The sequence below is a fragment of the Streptomyces sp. S465 genome, assembly GCF_026898115.1.
Classification (GTDB): Bacteria; Actinomycetota; Actinomycetes; order Streptomycetales; family Streptomycetaceae; genus Streptomyces; species Streptomyces luomodiensis.
In genome coordinates this window covers 6,945,637-6,961,562 of the sequence record NZ_CP114036.1, presented here as the reverse complement: position 1 = coordinate 6,961,562, position 15,926 = coordinate 6,945,637, and the positions used below count along the sequence as shown (strand labels likewise).

Genomic DNA, 15,926 nt, shown 5'->3' with positions numbered 1-15,926 from the left:
GTCACCGTCCGGCGGTGGCACCGGCCGTGGGCGTGGCGTCCCCCGAATCGTCCGTTCCGCTGTCCGTGGCACCGCCGGACGGGTTCCGGGACGAGCCGGGGGTGGCGGGCGCGGAGGTGCCCGGCGCGCTCGCGCCGCCGGTGCCGCTCCCCGAGCCGGAGCCCTCGCCGGAGTCCTTTCCGGAGCCGGACGATCCGGACGGACCGGGCGTGGGCGTGGTCGACGCGTCGGCCGCGCCGCCCCCGCCGGAGGTGCTCGCGGACGGCGCCGGATCGCCGCCTTGGGACGAGCCGGGGCTCTGGGACGGGGTGGCCGGGTCCCGACGCGAGGGCGCGGGGGTGGACTTCGCGCCCGAGGAGCCGGTCACACTGTCGCCGACGGTGGTTCCGCTCCGCTCCTCCCCCCAGACGTTGGACACCGGGCCTCCGGAGAACATCTCGATCCCCGTGATGACGCCCATGGCGACGACGAAGGCGGCGAGCGCCCCGAGGGCGTGCCGCCGCCGGCCGCGCAGCCGGGTGCCGTGCGTGGTCGGCGCGCCGTACTCACCGGTGGGCGCCGCCTGCGGGGGCGCTCCCGGCTCGGTGGACCGCGGGCGCCCCGGCGGCCGCGTCTGGACCTGGACCCGCACCTCCTTGATCTGCTCCCCGGTACGGCGGAACAGATGCTGGAAGACGGTGCCGCCCGCGGTCGCCACCACGCTCACCACACCGGCACCGAGGATCGTCCCGTAGACGCCGAGCTTGGAGGCGAGCACCGCGGCGGCGACGGCCGCCAGGGCACTGCCGGCCACCTGGGCCACGCTCAGCTCCATCCGTTTGCTCTTGTGTTGTCCGTCGACGTCGGCCTTGCCCTGCATTTCCCGCCTCGCTTGGACATTCGTTCCACCCTGCAGGGAGAAGTGACCGCTAAGCGAAGCAGATCGTTCCGATTCTGACGTTTCTGTGAAACTTGCCACCCAAATCACGCCTCACTTCGAAGGATTCAGGCTCCGCAGCCCCCTCCGGCCATGAACTCGGCTGGCGCGCCGCTCCACCTGAGCGGCCCGAATGGAGTACTGTGACGACTCCTGGCCCCGCTTTCCCGTCCGGCCGCCCGGACCCATCGGGAGGGGTCAGAGGGCGGCAACCAACCGGCCCGGGCAACTCGGCAAAGTTGTGGCAGGCTGCACCCGGGCAGGCCACACTCGTCTAGCGGGAGAGCAGCGACGCAACCGTGACGTCGGCAGGCACCACCCGGGAGGTCCCCATGCCCGAACTGCGTGTCGTGGCCGTCAGCAACGACGGCACACGGCTGGTGCTCAAGGCTGCGGACAGCACGGAGTACACACTTCCCATCGACGAGCGACTGCGCGCCGCGGTGCGCAACGACCGCGCTCGGCTCGGCCAGATCGAGATCGAGGTCGAGAGCCATCTGCGGCCCCGTGACATCCAGGCCCGGATACGTGCCGGCGCCACCGCCGAAGAGGTCGCGCAGATGGCGGGCATCCCCGTCGACCGCGTGCGGCGCTTCGAGGGCCCGGTGCTCGCGGAGCGCGCCTTCATGGCCGAGCGCGCCCGCAAGACTCCCGTGCGCCGTCCCGGCGAGAACACCGGACCGCAGCTCGGCGAGGCCGTCGCGGAGCGGCTGCTGCTGCGCGGCGCGGAGAAGGACACCGCGCAGTGGGACTCCTGGCGGCGGGACGACGGCACCTGGGAGGTGCTGCTGGTCTACCGGGTCGCCGGTGAGCCGCATTCGGCGAGCTGGACCTACGACCCGCCCCGGCGGCTGGTCCAGGCGGTGGACGACGAGGCACGGGCGCTGATCGGCGAGGCCGACGACACGCCCGAGCCGAGCTTCCCGTTCGTGCCGCGGATCGCCCGACTGCCGCGCGACCGGGACCGGGACCGCGACCGGTCGTCGTCCGAGCGCCTCGACGACGACTCGGCGCCCACGTCCGCGTCCGCCGCGCTGGACGACGGTTTCGGTGAACGGGACTCGCTCACCAGCCTGCTGGAGGCGGTGCCGAACTTCCGGGGCGACATGGTCGTGCCCGACGCGTCGCCCCCTCCGCCGGACGAGCCCGTCGAGGAGCCGGAGGCCGTCGAGCCGCCCGCCCCCGCGGCGAGCGCGGGTTCGGCGTACGCGGATGTGCTGATGCCGCGTTCGGTGGCCGGCCACCGCGACCGGCTGACCGGTACGACGGACCGCCAGGCGGAAGCGGACGGCGTCCGTCCGGGACGCCGGGCCGCGGTGCCGAGCTGGGACGAGATCGTCTTCGGCACCCGCCGCAAGAAGCAGGAGTAGCGGCGGAAGAAGCAGTGGACCGCACCGCGGCCCACGACGGCCGGTTCGGGCCCCGCCACCGCATCACCGGTGGCGGGGTCCTTCGGCGTGGTCAGCCCCGCTCGGGCCCCGTGGCCACCGGACGGGCGCCGTCCGCGGACCATTCGCTCCAGGAGCCGACGTACAGAGCCGCCGGAATGCCCGCCACCGCCAGCGCCAGGACCTGGTGCGCGGCCGAGACCCCGGAGCCGCAGTACACCCCGACCTCGGCGTCCTCGGTGGCGCCCAGGGCCGCGAACCGCTCGGCCAGTTGGCCGGCGGGCAGGAAGTGGCCGTCGGCGGTGACGTTCTCCACCGTGGGGGCGGAGACCGCGCCCGGGATATGGCCGCCGACGGGGTCGATGGGCTCGACCTCCCCCCGGTAGCGCTCGGCCGCACGCGCGTCCAGGAGCACCCCGCGCCGCGCGAGCGCCGCCGCGTCGTCCGCCTCCAGCAGCGGCAGGGCCCCGGGCTCCGGGACGAAGTCGCCCTCGCCCGCCTCGGGCGCGTCGGTGGTCAGGACGCCGCCGGCCGCCGTCCAGGCGGGCAGACCTCCGTCGAGCACCCTTACGGAGGGATGCCCCGCCCAGCGCAGCAGCCACCACGCACGCGCCGCGGCCCACCCCTGCCCGCCGTCGTACACCACCACGCGCCGGTCCCGGCGCACTCCGGCGCGACGCATCGCGGCCGCGAACGCGGAAAGATCGGGCAGGGGATGGCGGCCGGCCTTTCCGGGCGGGCCCGCGAGCTCGGTGTCGAGATCGACGTAGACGGCATCGGGCAGATGTCCCGCCTCGTATGCGGGGCGGCCGGGAGGGCCGCCCAGCTGCCAGCGCACATCGAGCAGGAGCGGAGGCTGATCCTCCGCCAGCTCACCCATGAGATCGAATGCGGTGATGATGGCATGCATAGGAACCACCCTTGCGTAGATATCTCTGCGTCGATTGGACCACCTGGTCACCCTGCGGACAGCTGGGCGCCACCAGAGCGCAATGAAGCCGAAACGGACATGCGGTAGTAAGTCGGGCATTCTGTTGCGGGGCGCGATGAATTGCGGCTCCGCCAGGGCGCCATCGGCGACAGGTGGTGCAAATATCTGTCGGACCCCCCGCATCAGCACCTCCGCACAACCGCCCCGTGTCGCCGACCGGCGCGGGGCCGCACGGCCGCCACTCGATGGTCCGAGGAGAGAATGACGTATGACCGAGGCAGCGACTCGGCGCACACCGGGCACGCCCTGCTGGACGAGTCTGATGGTGCACAGCCTTGCCGCGACACAGGACTTCTACCACGCCTTGTTCGGCTGGGAGTTCACACCGGGCCCACAGCAACTGGGCGCGTATGTCCGCGCGGTCCAGGACGGCCGGCCGGTCGCCGGGTTGAGCGAGCTGCCTCCGGAACGCCACTTGCCGGTGGCCTGGTCGACCTATCTGGCGTCCGACGACGCCGATGAGACCGCTGAGATGATCCGCGCCTGCGGCGGCACCGTGGCGGTGGGCCCGCTGGACGCCGACGAGGCCGGCCGGATGCTGATCGCCGCCGACCCCGAGGGCGCGGTGTTCGGCGTATGGCAGGAGGGCACGTACACGGCGGCGGCGGAGCCCGGGGCGCCGGGGACGCCGGTCTGGCACGAACTGCTGACCCGCGAGGGCACCGGGGTCCTGAAGTTCTACCAGATGGTCTTCGGCTACCGGGCGGAACCGGCGGCCTCCGAGGAGCCGGGCTGCCGCACCCTGCGCCTGGGCGACCGGCCGGTCTGCGCGATCCAGAGCGTCGGCGACGCCCTGCCGCGCGGCCGGGGACCGTACTGGATGACGCACTTCGCGGTGGCCGACGTGGCGGAGACGGTGCGCCGGGTCACCGCGTTGGGCGGTCAGGTGGTCCGGCCGCCGTCGCGGGGAGCGACCGGACACCGGGCCACGGTGCGGGACCCGGAAGGGGCCGCCTTCACCGTCGTATCGGCAGACCGGGGCTAGGGTCTGTCGTCAAAGGGGGCGCCCGGCCGCGAGCGGGGACACCTCCCAGCGGTAGCCGGGGAGGCCGGTGCGGTCGACCACAATGCGAGCGTCGCCCTCGCACGGGACGTACCCGGGTGCTGCGACAAGGCGGCGAGCGGCCGTGCCAGGCGTCGGGAGCGGGGCGCCCCCCCCATTGACGACGGACCCTAGCGCGCCGACGGGCCGGAGGGCTGGTCGAGCGGGAGCACATCCGGTGACAGGGCGGCGGCGCGGGCTCCGGCAGCCGTCATCCGGCGCCGGTGGTGACGCCGGCACAGCACCTCGTAACCGACCTCGCTCTCCGGCCGGTTGACGTCACCCACGACGACCTGGGCGCCCTCCACGACCATCTGGCCGCCGACGGTACGGGCGTTGTGCGTCGCCCTGGCACCGCACCAGCACAACGCCTCGACCTGAAGCACCTCCACCCGGTCGGCGAGCTCCACCAGGCGCTGCGAGCCGGGGAAGAGCTTGCTGCGGAAGTCGGTGGTGATGCCGAAGGCGAAGACGTCCACATCCAGGTCGTCCACCACCCGGGCGAGCTGGTCTATCTGCGGCGGGGTCAGAAACTGGGCCTCGTCCGCGATGACGTAGTCGACCCGGCCCCCGGCGGTCATCGCCTGGACCACATGGGCGTAGAAGTCGAGGTGGTCGGCGACCTCCACCGCCTCGGTGGCCAGTCCGAGCCGCGAGGAGAGCTTGCCCTCGCCGGCCCGGTCGTCCCGGGTGTAGATCATCCCCTGGAGCCCCCGCGCCGAGCGGTTGTGCTGGATCTGCAGAGCGAGGGTGCTCTTCCCGCAGTCCATCGTTCCGGAAAAGAACACCAGCTCGGGCATGGGGAGGCAGGGCCTTTCGTACGGGCGGGGAGAGGGCGTGAGGGCTTCAGGAGCGTACTTCGAGGAGCGGCACCAGCTGCTCCAGGGGGGTCATCGAACCGTGCAGCCCGACCATGGCGGACTCCTTCGGCTCGGTGTGCGAGGCGACGATCGCGACGTCCTCGCGCGCGGCGGCCACCACATCGCCGATCCGCTGGTACACCCGGTGATCGACACCCCTGCCGCCGGTGTCGGCACCGCCGGGCCCGCCGAACCAGCCCGCCTCGATGGCCTCGTCACGACTGGCCACCCACATCCGCTCGCCCAGCACCTCACGCCAGACGGCCAGCACATCGCCGGCGGCGCCGGGAACGGCGTACACATGCCGGGCGCGGCCCTCGCCGCCCAGCAGCGAGACGCCCGCGCGCAGCTCCCAGTCCTCGTCGAAGTCGATGCGCGACTCCGGGTCGAAAGGGATGTCGATCATGCCGTGGTCGGCGGTGACATAGAGCGCCGAGCGGGGCGGGAGGCGCTCGGCGAGCCGCTGGGCGAGCCCGTCGGCATAGCGGAGCTGCTCACGCCACTCGGGCGAGTCCACACCGAAGCGATGCCCCTTGCCGTCCACTTCGCTGTAGTACGTGTAGACCAGCGAGCGGCCCGCGGCGCCGAGCTGCTCGGCCGCGAGGTCCATCCGCTCCTCGCCGGAGAGCCGCCCGTGGAAGGTGCCGCCGCTCAGCGCGACCTTGGTGAGCGGGGTCTCGGCGAAGGTCGGCGCGGAGACCTGGCAGGTGTGCACGCCCGCGGCGTCCGCGAGCTGGAAGACGGTGGGATACGGCTGCCAGGCGTGCGGATCCGTCCAGGGCTGCCAGCGCAGCTGGTTCATCAGCTGGCCGGTGCCGGGGTCCAGCACCGTGTAGCCGGCCAGGCCGTGGGCGCCGGGAGGCAGTCCGGTGCCCACCGAGGCGAGCGAGGTCGCGGTGGTGGACGGGAAGCCCGCGGTGAGCGGCTCCCCGGAGCCGCCCTTGGAGCCGGACAGCAGCGAGGTCAGGAAGGGCGCCTCGGCGGGGTGGGCGCGCAGCAGCTCCCAGCCGAGGCCGTCGACCAGGAAGACGCAGACCCGGTCGGCGGGCGCGAGCGCCAGACCGGAGGAGAGCCCGGGGACCTCCTGACCCGCGGCGACGGCGGGCAGCAGATCGGCGAGCGAGCCGGTGCCGTACTTCGGCACCGGGGCGGACCGGGGGTCGAGCGGGGTGGGCTCGGGCCAGAGGGAGTCGGCGGAGGGCAGCGGGCCGGTGGCGGAGCCGGACATCAGCGGCCGGTGTCCGGGGTGGCCGCGGTGGCCTCGGAGAGCGCCTGGGCGAAGGCGAGGGTCTGACGGACGCTGTCGGGACCGTCGCCCGCCTCGCTGACGCGCAGGCTGAGGTCGTCGGCGGTGGAGGAGCCGGTGTAACCGTGGTCGGCCTCGCAGTTGGGGTCGCCGCAGGCGGCGGGCTCCAGGTCGAGGCGGCTGACGGCGCCCCAGCCGATGGTCAGCACGACCTCGCGGGGCAGCGTGCCCGGGGTGTACGACTCGGGGTTGGCGACGACCCGGCTGAGCACCACCGAGGAGATCCGCTGGAGCTTCACGGACTCGGTGGAGGTGGTGGCGTACGGCGACGGGGAGGTGCCGTCCGCGGCCTGCTCGTCGGTATGGCTGACGATGAAGCGGTTGCCGGTGAGGACCAGGACCGTGACATGGCGGCGGACCTCGTTGGCGTCGAAGGTGGTCTCCTGGTGGACCAGGTACGACACGATGGGCTCGCCGCCCACGGCGGCTTCCACCGCTTCGGCCACGAGTGCCGGGTAATAGCCGCTGCGCTCGATCGCCGCGCGCAGCCCCTGGGTCGTCGTACCGGTCTTCGCCATGTGCACCATCCTACGGGGCCGCACCGACACGGGCGCCCATGGCCGCGAAGGGCCGGACGGTCGGGCCGCCGGGGCCGGGGAGGTCAGTAGGCGGGCATGTGGCGGGGGCCGAGGTCGGTGCGCGGCGGTGGCGGGGCGAGCCGCGCCGAGGCGCCGAGCACGGAGAGGCCCTGCTGGGCGACGACAACGGGCTCGAGGTCCACGGCGACCACTTCCGGATGGTCGTCCACCAGGCGGGACACCCTCAGCAGCAGCTCCTCGAGGGCGGCGGTGTCCACCGGCTTGGAGCCGCGCCAGCCGAACAGGAGTGGCGCGGTCCGGATGGACCGGATCAGCTCGGCGGCGTCCCGGCCGGTGACGGGGACGAGACTGTGGGCGGTGTCGCCGAGCAGTTCGGAGGGTGCGCCGGCGAGTCCGAAGGAGAGCACGGCCCCGGCGGCGGGGTCGATGGCGGCCCGTACGACGGTGTCCACGCCGCGCGGCGCCATCCGCTGCACGACCAGCCCCAGCTCCTCGGGCCGGCCCAGGTAGTCGGTCAACTCGGCGTAGGCCCGGCGCAGTTCCGCCTCGCTGCCCAGTTCCAGCCGCACCCCGCCCAGGTCGGTGCGGTGGCGCAGATGCGCGGCGGTGGGCTTGAGGGCGACCGGGAAGCCGAGCCGCCCGGCGGCCCGTACGGCGGTGTCGGGGTCGGGCGCGGGGAGGGCGGGCAGCACGCTCACGCCGTAGCGGGCCAGGAGGCGCTGGGTGTCGCCGGGCGACAGCTCGACGCCCGGGTCCGTGTCGTCGCCGGTGCCGGTGCCGGTCCCGCCGGTGCCGTCGCCGGTCCCGCCGGTGTCGTCCGCCGGGGTGAGCAGCACCTGGATGTCGGCGGCGGCGCCCGCCTCGTCGATGTCGTCGTACTCCGGGACCCGTCCGGGCTCGGCGGCCTCCTGCCGCCAGCGCGCGTACCGCACGGCCTCGGCGAGCGCGCGCACGGCCCGCTCGGCGGCGGGGTAGGCGGGGATCCGCCGGGTGCCCGGCGCGGGCTCGCCGCCGGTGCCGGCCAGGGCCGCCGCGAGCTCCTGGATCTCCAGGTGGACCACCGCCACCGGCTTGGCCGGGGTGGGCCCGGACGCCTGGGCCGCCTCCCGTACGGCGGCGGCGAGGGCGTCCGCGCGGGCGTCACCGACCCAGGGGATGGCGGTGACGACGACGGCGTCACAGGCGTCGTCGGCGAGCGCCTCGGTCAGGGCGCGCCGGAAGTCGTCCGGGGTGGCGGCCGTGGTGAGGTCGCGGGGCGGCAGCGGGCTGAGTCCCTCGGTGAGGCAGGCGTCGTAGGTGAGCAGGCCGAGCGACTCGGAGTTGCCGAGGATGGCGACGCGCGGACCGGCGGGCAGCGGCTGGGAGGCGAGCAGCACCCCGGCGTCGGCGAGCTCGGTGACGGTCTCGACCCGGATGACGCCCGCCTGCCGCAGCAGGTCGGAGACGGTGGCGTCGGGGATCCGGGTGGTGGGCACGGCATGGCCGGTGGGGGCGCTGCCGCTGTGGCGGGCGCCCTTGACGACGACCACCGGTTTGACGGCGGCGGTGCGCCTGGCGAGCCGGGTGAACTTGCGGGGGTTGCCGATGGATTCCAGGTACATCAGGACGACGTCGGTCCGCGGATCGTCGTACCAGTACTGGAGGAGGTCGTTGCCCGAGACGTCGGCGCGGTTCCCCGCGGACACGAAGGTCGATATCCCCGCGATCCCGGCGAGGCTCGCCAGCCCGGCGCCGCGCCGGTGCAGCCCGGACAGCAGCGCGATGCCGATCGCCCCGGACTGGGTGAACAGGCCCAGCCGGCCGGGGTTGGGCAGCTGTGGGGACAGGGAGGCGTTCAGCCGGACGCCCTCGGCGGTGTTGATGACGCCGAAGGCGTTCGGGCCGATGACGCGCATGCCGTAGGTCCGCGCCTGGCGGACGAGGTCGCGCTGGCGGTCGCGGCCCTCGCGCCCGCTCTCCGCGTATCCGGCGGAGAGCACGACGAGGCCCTGGACACCGTGGTCGCCGCATTCGGCCACCACGTCGGGCACCCGCTCGGCGGGGACGGCGACGACGGCCAGGTCGACGGGGACCGCTATGGCGCGCAGCGAGCGGTGGGCCGGGACGCCCTCCGGCTCCAGGCGGGTCAGGTCGTCGGGGAAGGCGTGGTTGACGGCGTGCACGCGCCCTGTGAAGCCGCCGTCGAGGAGATTGCGCAGCACGGTGCGGCCGACGCCACCGGAGCTGCGGCTGGTGCCGATGACGGCGACGGAACCGGGCGCGAGCAGCCGCTGGACGGAGCGGGCCTCGGCACGCTGCTCGCGGGCGCGCATGACGGCCAGGGAGCGGTCGGTGGGTTCGAGGTCGAACTCGAGGCGGACGACCCCGTCCTCGAAGCTGCGCTTCTGGGTGTAGCCCGCGTCCGTGAACACCTTGATCATCTTGGTGTTGGCGGGCAGCACCTCGGCGGCGAACCGGCGGATGGCCCGCTCGCGCGCGACGGCGGCGATGTGTTCGAGGAGCGCGGAGGCCACCCCGCGGCCCTGGTGGGCGTCCTGGACCAGGAAGGCGACCTCGGCCTCGTCGGCGAGGGCGGCTCCGGAAGGGGCCGTGCGGCCGCCGTCCGGGGCGGTGGCGGGGGTCGAGTGGGCCGGCATTCCCCGGCTGTCGATGCGGTCGAAGCGGACGGTGGCGATGAACTCGTCCCCGACGATCGCCGCGAGGCCCACCCGGTCGACGTAGTCGTGGTGGGTGAAGCGGTGGACGTCGCGGTCGGAGAGGCGGGGGTAGGGCGCGAAGAAGCGGTAGTACTTCGACTCGTCCGAGACCCGCTCGTAGAAGCTGATCAGCCGCTGGGCGTCATCGGGGGTGATGGGGCGGATCTGTGCCGTACCACCGTCCCGGAGCACCACGTCGGCTTCCCAGTGGGTCGGGTAGGCGTGCTGGTCCGGCGGATTCCGCATGGGGCCCAGGGTACGGGCCGCGCGCGGTCCGCATGGTGGACACCCTTGCGTCGCGGCCAGGTGTCGGGGGAAGGTCCGTATCGGGCCGGTCCGGGCACGACCGGACTCACTCGGGCATCGCCCGGATGCATACGGACACCGTATGCTTTGGTCTAGACAACCGCACCCACCTGAAGGGCAACACCATGGCTGAGCGCCGCGTCACCATCGGCTGGGCCGAGGGCCTGCACGCCCGCCCTGCGTCGATCTTCGTCCGGGCGGCCACCGCCGCCGGCGTCCCCATCACGATCGCCAAGGCGGACGGCACCCCGGTCAACGCCGCCTCCATGCTGGCCGTGCTCGGCCTGGGCGCCCAGGGCGGCGAGGAGGTCGTCCTCGCCTCCGACGCCGACGACGCCGAGGTGGCGCTCGACCGCCTGGCGAAGCTGGTGGCGGAGGGTCTCGAGGAGCTTCCGGAGACCGTCTGATTCCCGTGTGAATCCCCAGCGATTCGAGGAAACGGCGCGGCGGGGCCGCGGTGACCATTCCGGTCACCGCGGCCCCGCTGTTTTTCAGTTTCCGCCCGGACTCGGCGACGGAGAACCGAGCCGTGAATCAGCGCCAATAATTTCCGATCACTGTTAATTCTGGCCGCTCGCCGTGTTGACGGAATGTTTCGAAGTCCTCACCGGAATGGGACGGTGCAGCCGGTATTCCGACAGCGAGCGCTCGGTGTGCGCGGTGGCGAGCGTCCGCGCCCGGTCGGCGTCGCCGCGCGCGACCGCGTCCACCAGCGCGCCGTGCTCCGCCCAGGACTCCACGGCCCGCACGGCCGGGTCGGGGCGCCGGGCGCCCTCGGCCGGCGCGGGCTGCGGCGCCGGAACGGCCGCGAACACCCACGCGGTCTTGCGGCGCAGCTGGACGAGCATCCCGGCCAGGCTCGGACTGCCGGACGCCTGGGCGAGCGTCTCGTGGAACCAGTCGGCCAACGGCCGCAGTTCACCGAGCTGACCGCGCTGGGCCCGCTCCCGGCCGAGCCTGACCAGCCCGCGCAGCACCTTCAGATGCGCCTCGGTGCGGCGCTGTGCGGCCCGCGCGGCACCCAGCGGCTCCAGCAGCGCGCGGATGTCCAGCAGATCGGCCGCCTCGCGTTCGGAGGGCTGGGCGACACAGGCCCCCGCATGCCGCCGGGTGGTCACGAAACCCTCGGACTCCAGGGTGCGCAGCGCCTCCCGGACGGGCACCCGCGAGACCCCGTAGCGCCGGGCGAGGAGTTCCTCGGTGAGCCGACTGCCGGGCTGGTACGTACCGGAGACGATGTCGTCGCGAATCGCCGTACACAGTGCGTGCGCCGAAATCCGGCGACCACCCTGGACCGCGGTCGTATCCCCGTTCATTTCCGGTCCCACATTGCCGAACCTCCGCCTAAACGCCCGCGAAACGCACCCATTGAACACGCGTTGAACGACTCTATTCCAAGCGGACGCCATTTCCGATGGCGGGGAGCATTTCATGGATATTTTTTGGTCAGCGGCGGCCGGGGCGACGGTGGCCTGGCGCGGCGACGGCTCGGGGCGGCGGGCGGCGGCGCGCACGCCGAAGGCCCCGTCCGGCGGACGGGGCCTTCGCGGAATGCTCGCGGTGTTCCGGGAACAGGCGGTCAGACGTTGACGCCGTGCGAGCGCAGGTACGCCAGGGGGTCGATGTCCGACCCGTACTCCGCGCTGGTGCGGGCCTCGAAGTGCAGATGCGGTCCGGTGACGTTGCCGGTGGCGCCCGACAGGCCGATCTGCTGGCCCGGGGTCACCTTCTGGCCCACCGAGACGCCGATCGACGACAGATGGCCGTACTGGGTGTAGGTGCCGTCGTTCATCTTGATGACGATGTTGTTGCCGTAGGCACCGCCCCAGCCCGCCTCGACGACCTCGCCGGAGCCCACGGCGTGCACCGAGGTGCCGGTGGAGGCGTGGAAGTCGATACCGGTGTGGGTGCCGGAGGACCACAGACCGCTGGACGCCTGGTAGGCCGTGGAGACGTAGGAGCCGCTGATCGGCGCCACGAAGGTGTTGAGGCGCTTGCGCTCGGCCTCGCGCGCCGCGCGCAGCTTGGCATCGCGCTCCGCCTTGGCCTTCTTCGCCGCCGCCTCCGCCTTCCTGGCGGCCTCCTGCCGGGCGACGGCCTCCGCCTTGGCCTTGGCGGCGGCCTGCTCGGCGGCGGTCTCCTGGGACTGCGCCTGGGCCTCGATGTGGTCCGCGATCCCATCGCCGATCACGATCGTCTGGGTCAGACCGGTCTCGTGGGAGGAGGGGCTCTCGTCGGCCGCGAACGCCTGTCCGGCTATCCCGGCGACGACTCCCGAGGCGACCGTGGTGATGCCCGCGATGTTCGCGCCGGTGCGCAGGCCGGGTTTGCGGGGACGACGGTGCTTCCCGGTGGCGGTACGGGTGAACGCCATGGTCTGGCGCACTCCTTTCCTTCCTTCTCGCCTACCGGGTTAGCTGACGGGTTCGGAGCAGGAAGGTCTCCTACGAGCCCCTCCCCCACCGGGGAAGGCGCCCGATTCACCCCAGGGGACGTGTTGGGTCCCCGGCTCCCCTGGCTCGCGCCGTACGGGGACTCGGCGATGACTGTCCGTGCCGCGGATGCGGCGGGTCGCTGGCGAACAGCCGGATTGACGCTAAACGGGCCCGCTTTCGATCACCAAACGGTTCCGGTTTTTTGTTGCTCTCCCCACAAACCAAACACGTAGTCACTCCCATAAATCGGGCATGAAATCGGGCATGAAGGAAGGACCCCGGCGCCCCCCTTGGGGGCCGGGGTCCTTCCCACGCCGGATCGCGGACCGGCTCATCGACCGGATCGTCGGCCGGACGGTCCGTCAGTCATCGGGCCGTCAGCCGACGAAGCGTCAGGGCGGCGGACCGCCCCGTCGGCAGGCCGGCTCAGCCGGAGATGACGCGCACCTCGCCGATGCCCAGCGCCCTGACCGGCTCCTCGATCGCCGAGGCGTCGCCGACCAGCACCGTGACCAGCCGGTCCGCCGGGAAGGCGCTCACCACCGCCGCCGTGGCCTCCACCGTGCCGGTCTCCGCGAGGCGGGCGTAGAGCTGCGCCTGGAAGTCGTCCGGAAGGTGCTGTTCGACCTGGTCGGCGAGGGTGCCCGCGACGGCCGCCGCCGTCTCGTACTTCAGCGGGGCGACGCCCACCAGGTTCTGCACCGCGACATCGCGCTCCTCGTCCGTCAGCCCTTCCTCCTTCAGCGTGCGCAGCACCTTCCAGAGGTCCTCCAGCGCGGGGCCGGTGACCTCGGTGGCCACCGAGCCGCTGATCGCCAGCATCGCGGCGCCCGAGGAACCGCCGGAGGGCGCGGGGGGTGCGGAGCGCAGCACCTGCCCGAAGGCGCGCACCCCGTAGGTGTAGCCCTTCTCCTCGCGCAGCACACGGTCGAGGCGGGAGGTGAGGGTGCCGCCCAGGCAGTAGGTGCCCAGCACCTGCGCGGGCCAGACGCGGTCGTGGCGGTCCGCGCCCACGCGCCCGATGAGCAGCTGGGTCTGGACCGCGCCCGGCCGGTCGACGATCACCACGCGGCCGGTGTCGTCCGCGACGATCGGAGGCACCGTGCGCGGCACGGCCGCCCCGCCCGTCCAGGCGCCGAGGGTGTCGGCGAGCGCCCGGTCGAGGTCGACGCCGCCGAGGTCGCCCACGATGACGGCGGTGGAGGTGGAGGGCCGGACATGCGCCTCGTAGAAGGCCCGCACGGCCGCGGCGTCGATGCCCTCGATGGTCTCCTGGGTGCCCTGGCGCGGCCGGGACATCCGCGACGCGGCCGGGAAGAGGTCGGCGGAGAGGGCCATCGAGGCGCGGCGGGCCGGATTGGCCAGCTCATGGGGGATCTCGTCCAGCCGGTTGCGCACCAGCCGCTCGACCTCGCCGTCCGGGAAGGCGGGGGCGCGCAGCGCGTCGGCCAGCAGACCGAGCGCCTTGGGCAGCCGGGAGGCCGGGACCTCCAGGGAGACGCGGACGCCGGGGTGGTCGGCGTGCGCGTCCAGCGTGGCGCCACAGCGCTCGAGCTCGGCGGCGAACTCCTCGGCGTCATGCTTGTCGGTGCCCTCCGACAGGGCGCGCGCCATGATCGTGGCGACGCCGTCGAGCCCGGCCGGCTCGGCGTCCAGCGGCGCGTCCAGATTGATCTCGACGGCGACGACCTGCTGGCCGGGGCGGTGGCAGCGCAGCACGGTGAGGCCGTTGGCCAGCTCACCGCGCTCGGGCGCCGGGAACGCCCACGGCTTGGGGGCGCCGCCCTTCGGCTGCGGGTGGAAGGTCATGGTCGCGGTGACGGCGTCGCTCACTGGGCCGCCTCCCCTTCTGCGTCGGTCTCGGCGGCTTCGTCGGCGTCGGTGTCGGCTGCGTCGTCGGCGCCCTGGACGGGCTCGTAGACCAGCACGGCGCGGTTGTCCGGGCGCAGCCGCGCGGCGGCCACGGCCCGCACCTCCTCGGGGGTGATGGCGAGCACCCGCTCCACGGCGGTCAGCGCCAGCTGCGGGTCTCCGAAGAGCACCGCGTACCGGCAGAGCTCGTCGGCGCGGCCGCCGACCGTGGCCAGCCGGTCCAGCCACTCGCGCTCGATCTGCGCCTGTGCGCGCTCCATCTCCTGCGGGGTCGGCCCCTCCTCGGCGAAGCGGGCCAGCTCCTCGTCGACGGCGGCCTCGATGGCGGGCACCTCGACACCGCCGGAGGCCTTCACGTCCAGCCAGCCGAGCGAGGGGGCGCCCGACAGCCGCAGCAGGCCGAATCCGGCGGCCACGGCGGTGCGGTCGCGGCGCACCAGGCGGTTGTGGAGCCGGGAGGACTCCCCGCCGCCGAGGACGGTCAGCGCCAGGTCGGCGGCGTCGGCCTCACGGGTGCCGTCGTGGGGCAGCCGGTAGGCGGCCATCAGGGCGCGGGCCGGGACCTCCTCCTCCACGACCTCGCGCAACTGCCCGCCGATCACGTCCGGGAGCGTGCCGTCGCGGGGCGGCCGCTTGGCGTCGTGGGAGGGGATGGAGCCGAAGTACTTCTCGATCCAGGCGAGCGTCTGCTCGGGGTCGATGTCGCCGACGACCGACAGCACGGCGTTGTTCGGCGCGTAGTAGGTGCGGAAGAACTCCCGCGCGTCCTCCAGGGAGGCCGCGTCCAGGTCGGCCATCGAGCCGATCGGGGTGTGGTGGTACGGGTGGCCCTCGGGGTACGCCATGGCCACGAGCTTCTCGAAGGCGGTGCCGTACGGGACGTTGTCGTACCGCTGGCGGCGCTCGTTCTTGACGACGTCGCGCTGGTTCTCCAGGCTCTCCTCGTCCAGCGCGGTCAGGAGGGACCCCATCCGGTCGGCCTCCAGCCACAGGGCGAGCTCGACCTGGTGGGCGGGCATGGTCTCGAAGTAGTTGGTGCGCTCGAAGCTGGTCGTGCCGTTGAGCGAGCCGCCGGCTCCCTGCACCAGCTCGAAGTGGCCGTTCCCGGTGACCTGCGCCGAGCCCTGGAACATCAGGTGCTCGAAGAGGTGGGCCAGGCCCGTGCGCCCCTTGACCTCATGACGTGAGCCGACGTCGTACCACAGACAGACCGCGGCGACCGGGGTCAGATGGTCCTCGGAGAGCACCACGCGCAGGCCATTGGCCAGCCGGTGCTCGGTCGCTTTCAGGCCGCCGGAACCGGCCTGCTGCGTGGCCGTGTGACCCATGGGCATGTACGTCCCTTCCATCGCGTGATGAGCGCGTGCCAGCCGCTTGCGCAGCGCTTCTGTCACTGTATGCAAGCGCACGGACATCTGGCGAAGTTCCGGTCCGTTCCCATCCCCCGAACCGTTTCCGCGAACCGTTTCCGCGATCCCCCGGACGCCGGACCGGCCCCTCGGACGCCGGACCGGCCCCTCCGCGAAGGGCCGTCACACGAGGGTGCCGGGCGCGGTGCGCGGGCCCGTCCCGGCC

13 protein-coding genes and 1 riboswitch are annotated in these 15,926 nt (G+C 73.3%); of the genes, 3 read left to right on the top strand and 10 right to left on the bottom strand.

Going from position 1 to position 15,926, the window contains the following annotated elements; genetic code table 11:
- Window position 1: 1 nt before the first annotated feature.
- Entirely contained in the window at window positions 2-859 is an 858-nt protein-coding gene (locus N6H00_RS29445) for a hypothetical protein (protein WP_268974854.1), read from the bottom strand.
- Between the two features lie 356 nt (window positions 860-1,215).
- Between N6H00_RS29445 and sepH the strand changes: the two genes are divergently transcribed.
- The gene (gene sepH / locus N6H00_RS29440; RefSeq protein WP_443073075.1) at window positions 1,216-2,286 is read left to right on the top strand and encodes a septation protein SepH; all 1,071 of its coding nucleotides are present in this window, start codon (window positions 1,216-1,218) and stop codon (window positions 2,284-2,286) included.
- A gap of 91 nt (window positions 2,287-2,377) precedes the next feature.
- Here the strand turns inward: sepH and N6H00_RS29435 are convergent, their stop codons facing one another.
- Entirely contained in the window at window positions 2,378-3,214 is an 837-nt protein-coding gene (locus tag N6H00_RS29435) for a sulfurtransferase (protein ID WP_268974852.1), read from the bottom strand.
- 289 nt (window positions 3,215-3,503) lie between these two features.
- On the opposite strand from N6H00_RS29435, the gene N6H00_RS29430 reads away from it, so the two are divergent.
- Window positions 3,504-4,280, top strand: a complete 777-nt coding sequence (locus N6H00_RS29430; RefSeq protein WP_268974851.1) for a VOC family protein — start codon at window positions 3,504-3,506, stop codon at window positions 4,278-4,280.
- 188 nt (window positions 4,281-4,468) lie between these two features.
- On the opposite strand, the gene N6H00_RS29425 is transcribed toward N6H00_RS29430, so the two are convergent.
- The 4 genes from N6H00_RS29425 to N6H00_RS29410 all read right to left on the bottom strand — a co-directional run bounded on the left by N6H00_RS29425 (window position 4,469) and on the right by N6H00_RS29410 (window position 9,984).
- Entirely contained in the window at window positions 4,469-5,137 is a 669-nt protein-coding gene (locus N6H00_RS29425; protein ID WP_268974850.1) for a thymidine kinase, read from the bottom strand.
- 46 nt (window positions 5,138-5,183) lie between these two features.
- On the bottom strand, window positions 5,184-6,425 hold the full coding sequence (locus tag N6H00_RS29420) for an alkaline phosphatase family protein (protein WP_268974849.1): 1,242 nt from the start codon (window positions 6,423-6,425) through the stop codon (window positions 5,184-5,186).
- Entirely contained in the window at window positions 6,425-7,021 is a 597-nt protein-coding gene (locus tag N6H00_RS29415) for a DUF5998 family protein (RefSeq protein WP_268974848.1), read from the bottom strand. The genes N6H00_RS29420 and N6H00_RS29415 overlap by 1 nt, the downstream gene beginning before the upstream one ends.
- 83 nt (window positions 7,022-7,104) lie before the next feature.
- Complete coding sequence (locus tag N6H00_RS29410; RefSeq protein ID WP_268974847.1) at window positions 7,105-9,984, bottom strand: bifunctional acetate--CoA ligase family protein/GNAT family N-acetyltransferase; 2,880 nt, start codon at window positions 9,982-9,984, stop codon at window positions 7,105-7,107.
- Window positions 9,985-10,169: 185 nt separating this feature from the next.
- On the opposite strand from N6H00_RS29410, the gene N6H00_RS29405 reads away from it, so the two are divergent.
- Window positions 10,170-10,451 (top strand): HPr family phosphocarrier protein, encoded by a 282-nt coding sequence (locus N6H00_RS29405; protein ID WP_030842668.1) that lies wholly within the window; start codon window positions 10,170-10,172, stop codon window positions 10,449-10,451.
- Window positions 10,452-10,604: 153 nt separating this feature from the next.
- On the opposite strand, the gene N6H00_RS29400 is transcribed toward N6H00_RS29405, so the two are convergent.
- The 4 genes from N6H00_RS29400 to N6H00_RS29385 all read right to left on the bottom strand — a co-directional run bounded on the left by N6H00_RS29400 (window position 10,605) and on the right by N6H00_RS29385 (window position 15,685).
- Complete coding sequence (locus N6H00_RS29400; protein WP_268974846.1) at window positions 10,605-11,360, bottom strand: GntR family transcriptional regulator; 756 nt, start codon at window positions 11,358-11,360, stop codon at window positions 10,605-10,607.
- A 263-nt stretch (window positions 11,361-11,623) separates the two neighbouring features.
- Window positions 11,624-12,418: a M23 family metallopeptidase gene (locus N6H00_RS29395; RefSeq protein ID WP_268974844.1), complete on the bottom strand. Its 795-nt coding sequence runs from the start codon at window positions 12,416-12,418 to the stop codon at window positions 11,624-11,626.
- Between the two features lie 14 nt (window positions 12,419-12,432).
- Window positions 12,433-12,596: riboswitch (cyclic di-AMP (ydaO/yuaA leader) on the bottom strand.
- 309 nt (window positions 12,597-12,905) lie between these two features.
- Window positions 12,906-14,288, bottom strand: a complete 1,383-nt coding sequence (locus N6H00_RS29390; RefSeq protein ID WP_432280763.1) for a M16 family metallopeptidase — start codon at window positions 14,286-14,288, stop codon at window positions 12,906-12,908.
- A 20-nt stretch (window positions 14,289-14,308) separates the two neighbouring features.
- A complete protein-coding gene (locus N6H00_RS29385; RefSeq protein ID WP_268974842.1) occupies window positions 14,309-15,685 on the bottom strand; it encodes a M16 family metallopeptidase in 1,377 nt (458 codons plus the stop codon).
- Window positions 15,686-15,926 lie beyond the last annotated feature (241 nt).

Bases quoted from the DNA above. Each gene is read 5' to 3' on its own strand.
- N6H00_RS29425 (WP_268974850.1), bottom strand. From the start codon at position 5,137: ATGCCCGAGCTGGTGTTCTTTTCCGGAACGATGGACTGCGGGAAGAGC.
- N6H00_RS29445 (WP_268974854.1), bottom strand. From the start codon at position 859: ATGCAGGGCAAGGCCGACGTCGACGGACAACACAAGAGCAAACGGATG.
- N6H00_RS29400 (WP_268974846.1), bottom strand. From the start codon at position 11,360: ATGAACGGGGATACGACCGCGGTCCAGGGTGGTCGCCGGATTTCGGCG.
- N6H00_RS29390 (WP_432280763.1), bottom strand. From the start codon at position 14,288: ATGACCTTCCACCCGCAGCCGAAGGGCGGCGCCCCCAAGCCGTGGGCG.
- N6H00_RS29410 (WP_268974847.1), bottom strand. From the start codon at position 9,984: ATGCGGAATCCGCCGGACCAGCACGCCTACCCGACCCACTGGGAAGCC.
- N6H00_RS29395 (WP_268974844.1), bottom strand. From the start codon at position 12,418: ATGGCGTTCACCCGTACCGCCACCGGGAAGCACCGTCGTCCCCGCAAA.
- N6H00_RS29420 (WP_268974849.1), bottom strand. From the start codon at position 6,425: ATGTCCGGCTCCGCCACCGGCCCGCTGCCCTCCGCCGACTCCCTCTGG.
- N6H00_RS29405 (WP_030842668.1), top strand. From the start codon at position 10,170: ATGGCTGAGCGCCGCGTCACCATCGGCTGGGCCGAGGGCCTGCACGCC.
- N6H00_RS29435 (WP_268974852.1), bottom strand. From the start codon at position 3,214: ATGCATGCCATCATCACCGCATTCGATCTCATGGGTGAGCTGGCGGAG.
- N6H00_RS29385 (WP_268974842.1), bottom strand. From the start codon at position 15,685: ATGCCCATGGGTCACACGGCCACGCAGCAGGCCGGTTCCGGCGGCCTG.
- N6H00_RS29415 (WP_268974848.1), bottom strand. From the start codon at position 7,021: ATGGCGAAGACCGGTACGACGACCCAGGGGCTGCGCGCGGCGATCGAG.
- N6H00_RS29430 (WP_268974851.1), top strand. From the start codon at position 3,504: ATGACCGAGGCAGCGACTCGGCGCACACCGGGCACGCCCTGCTGGACG.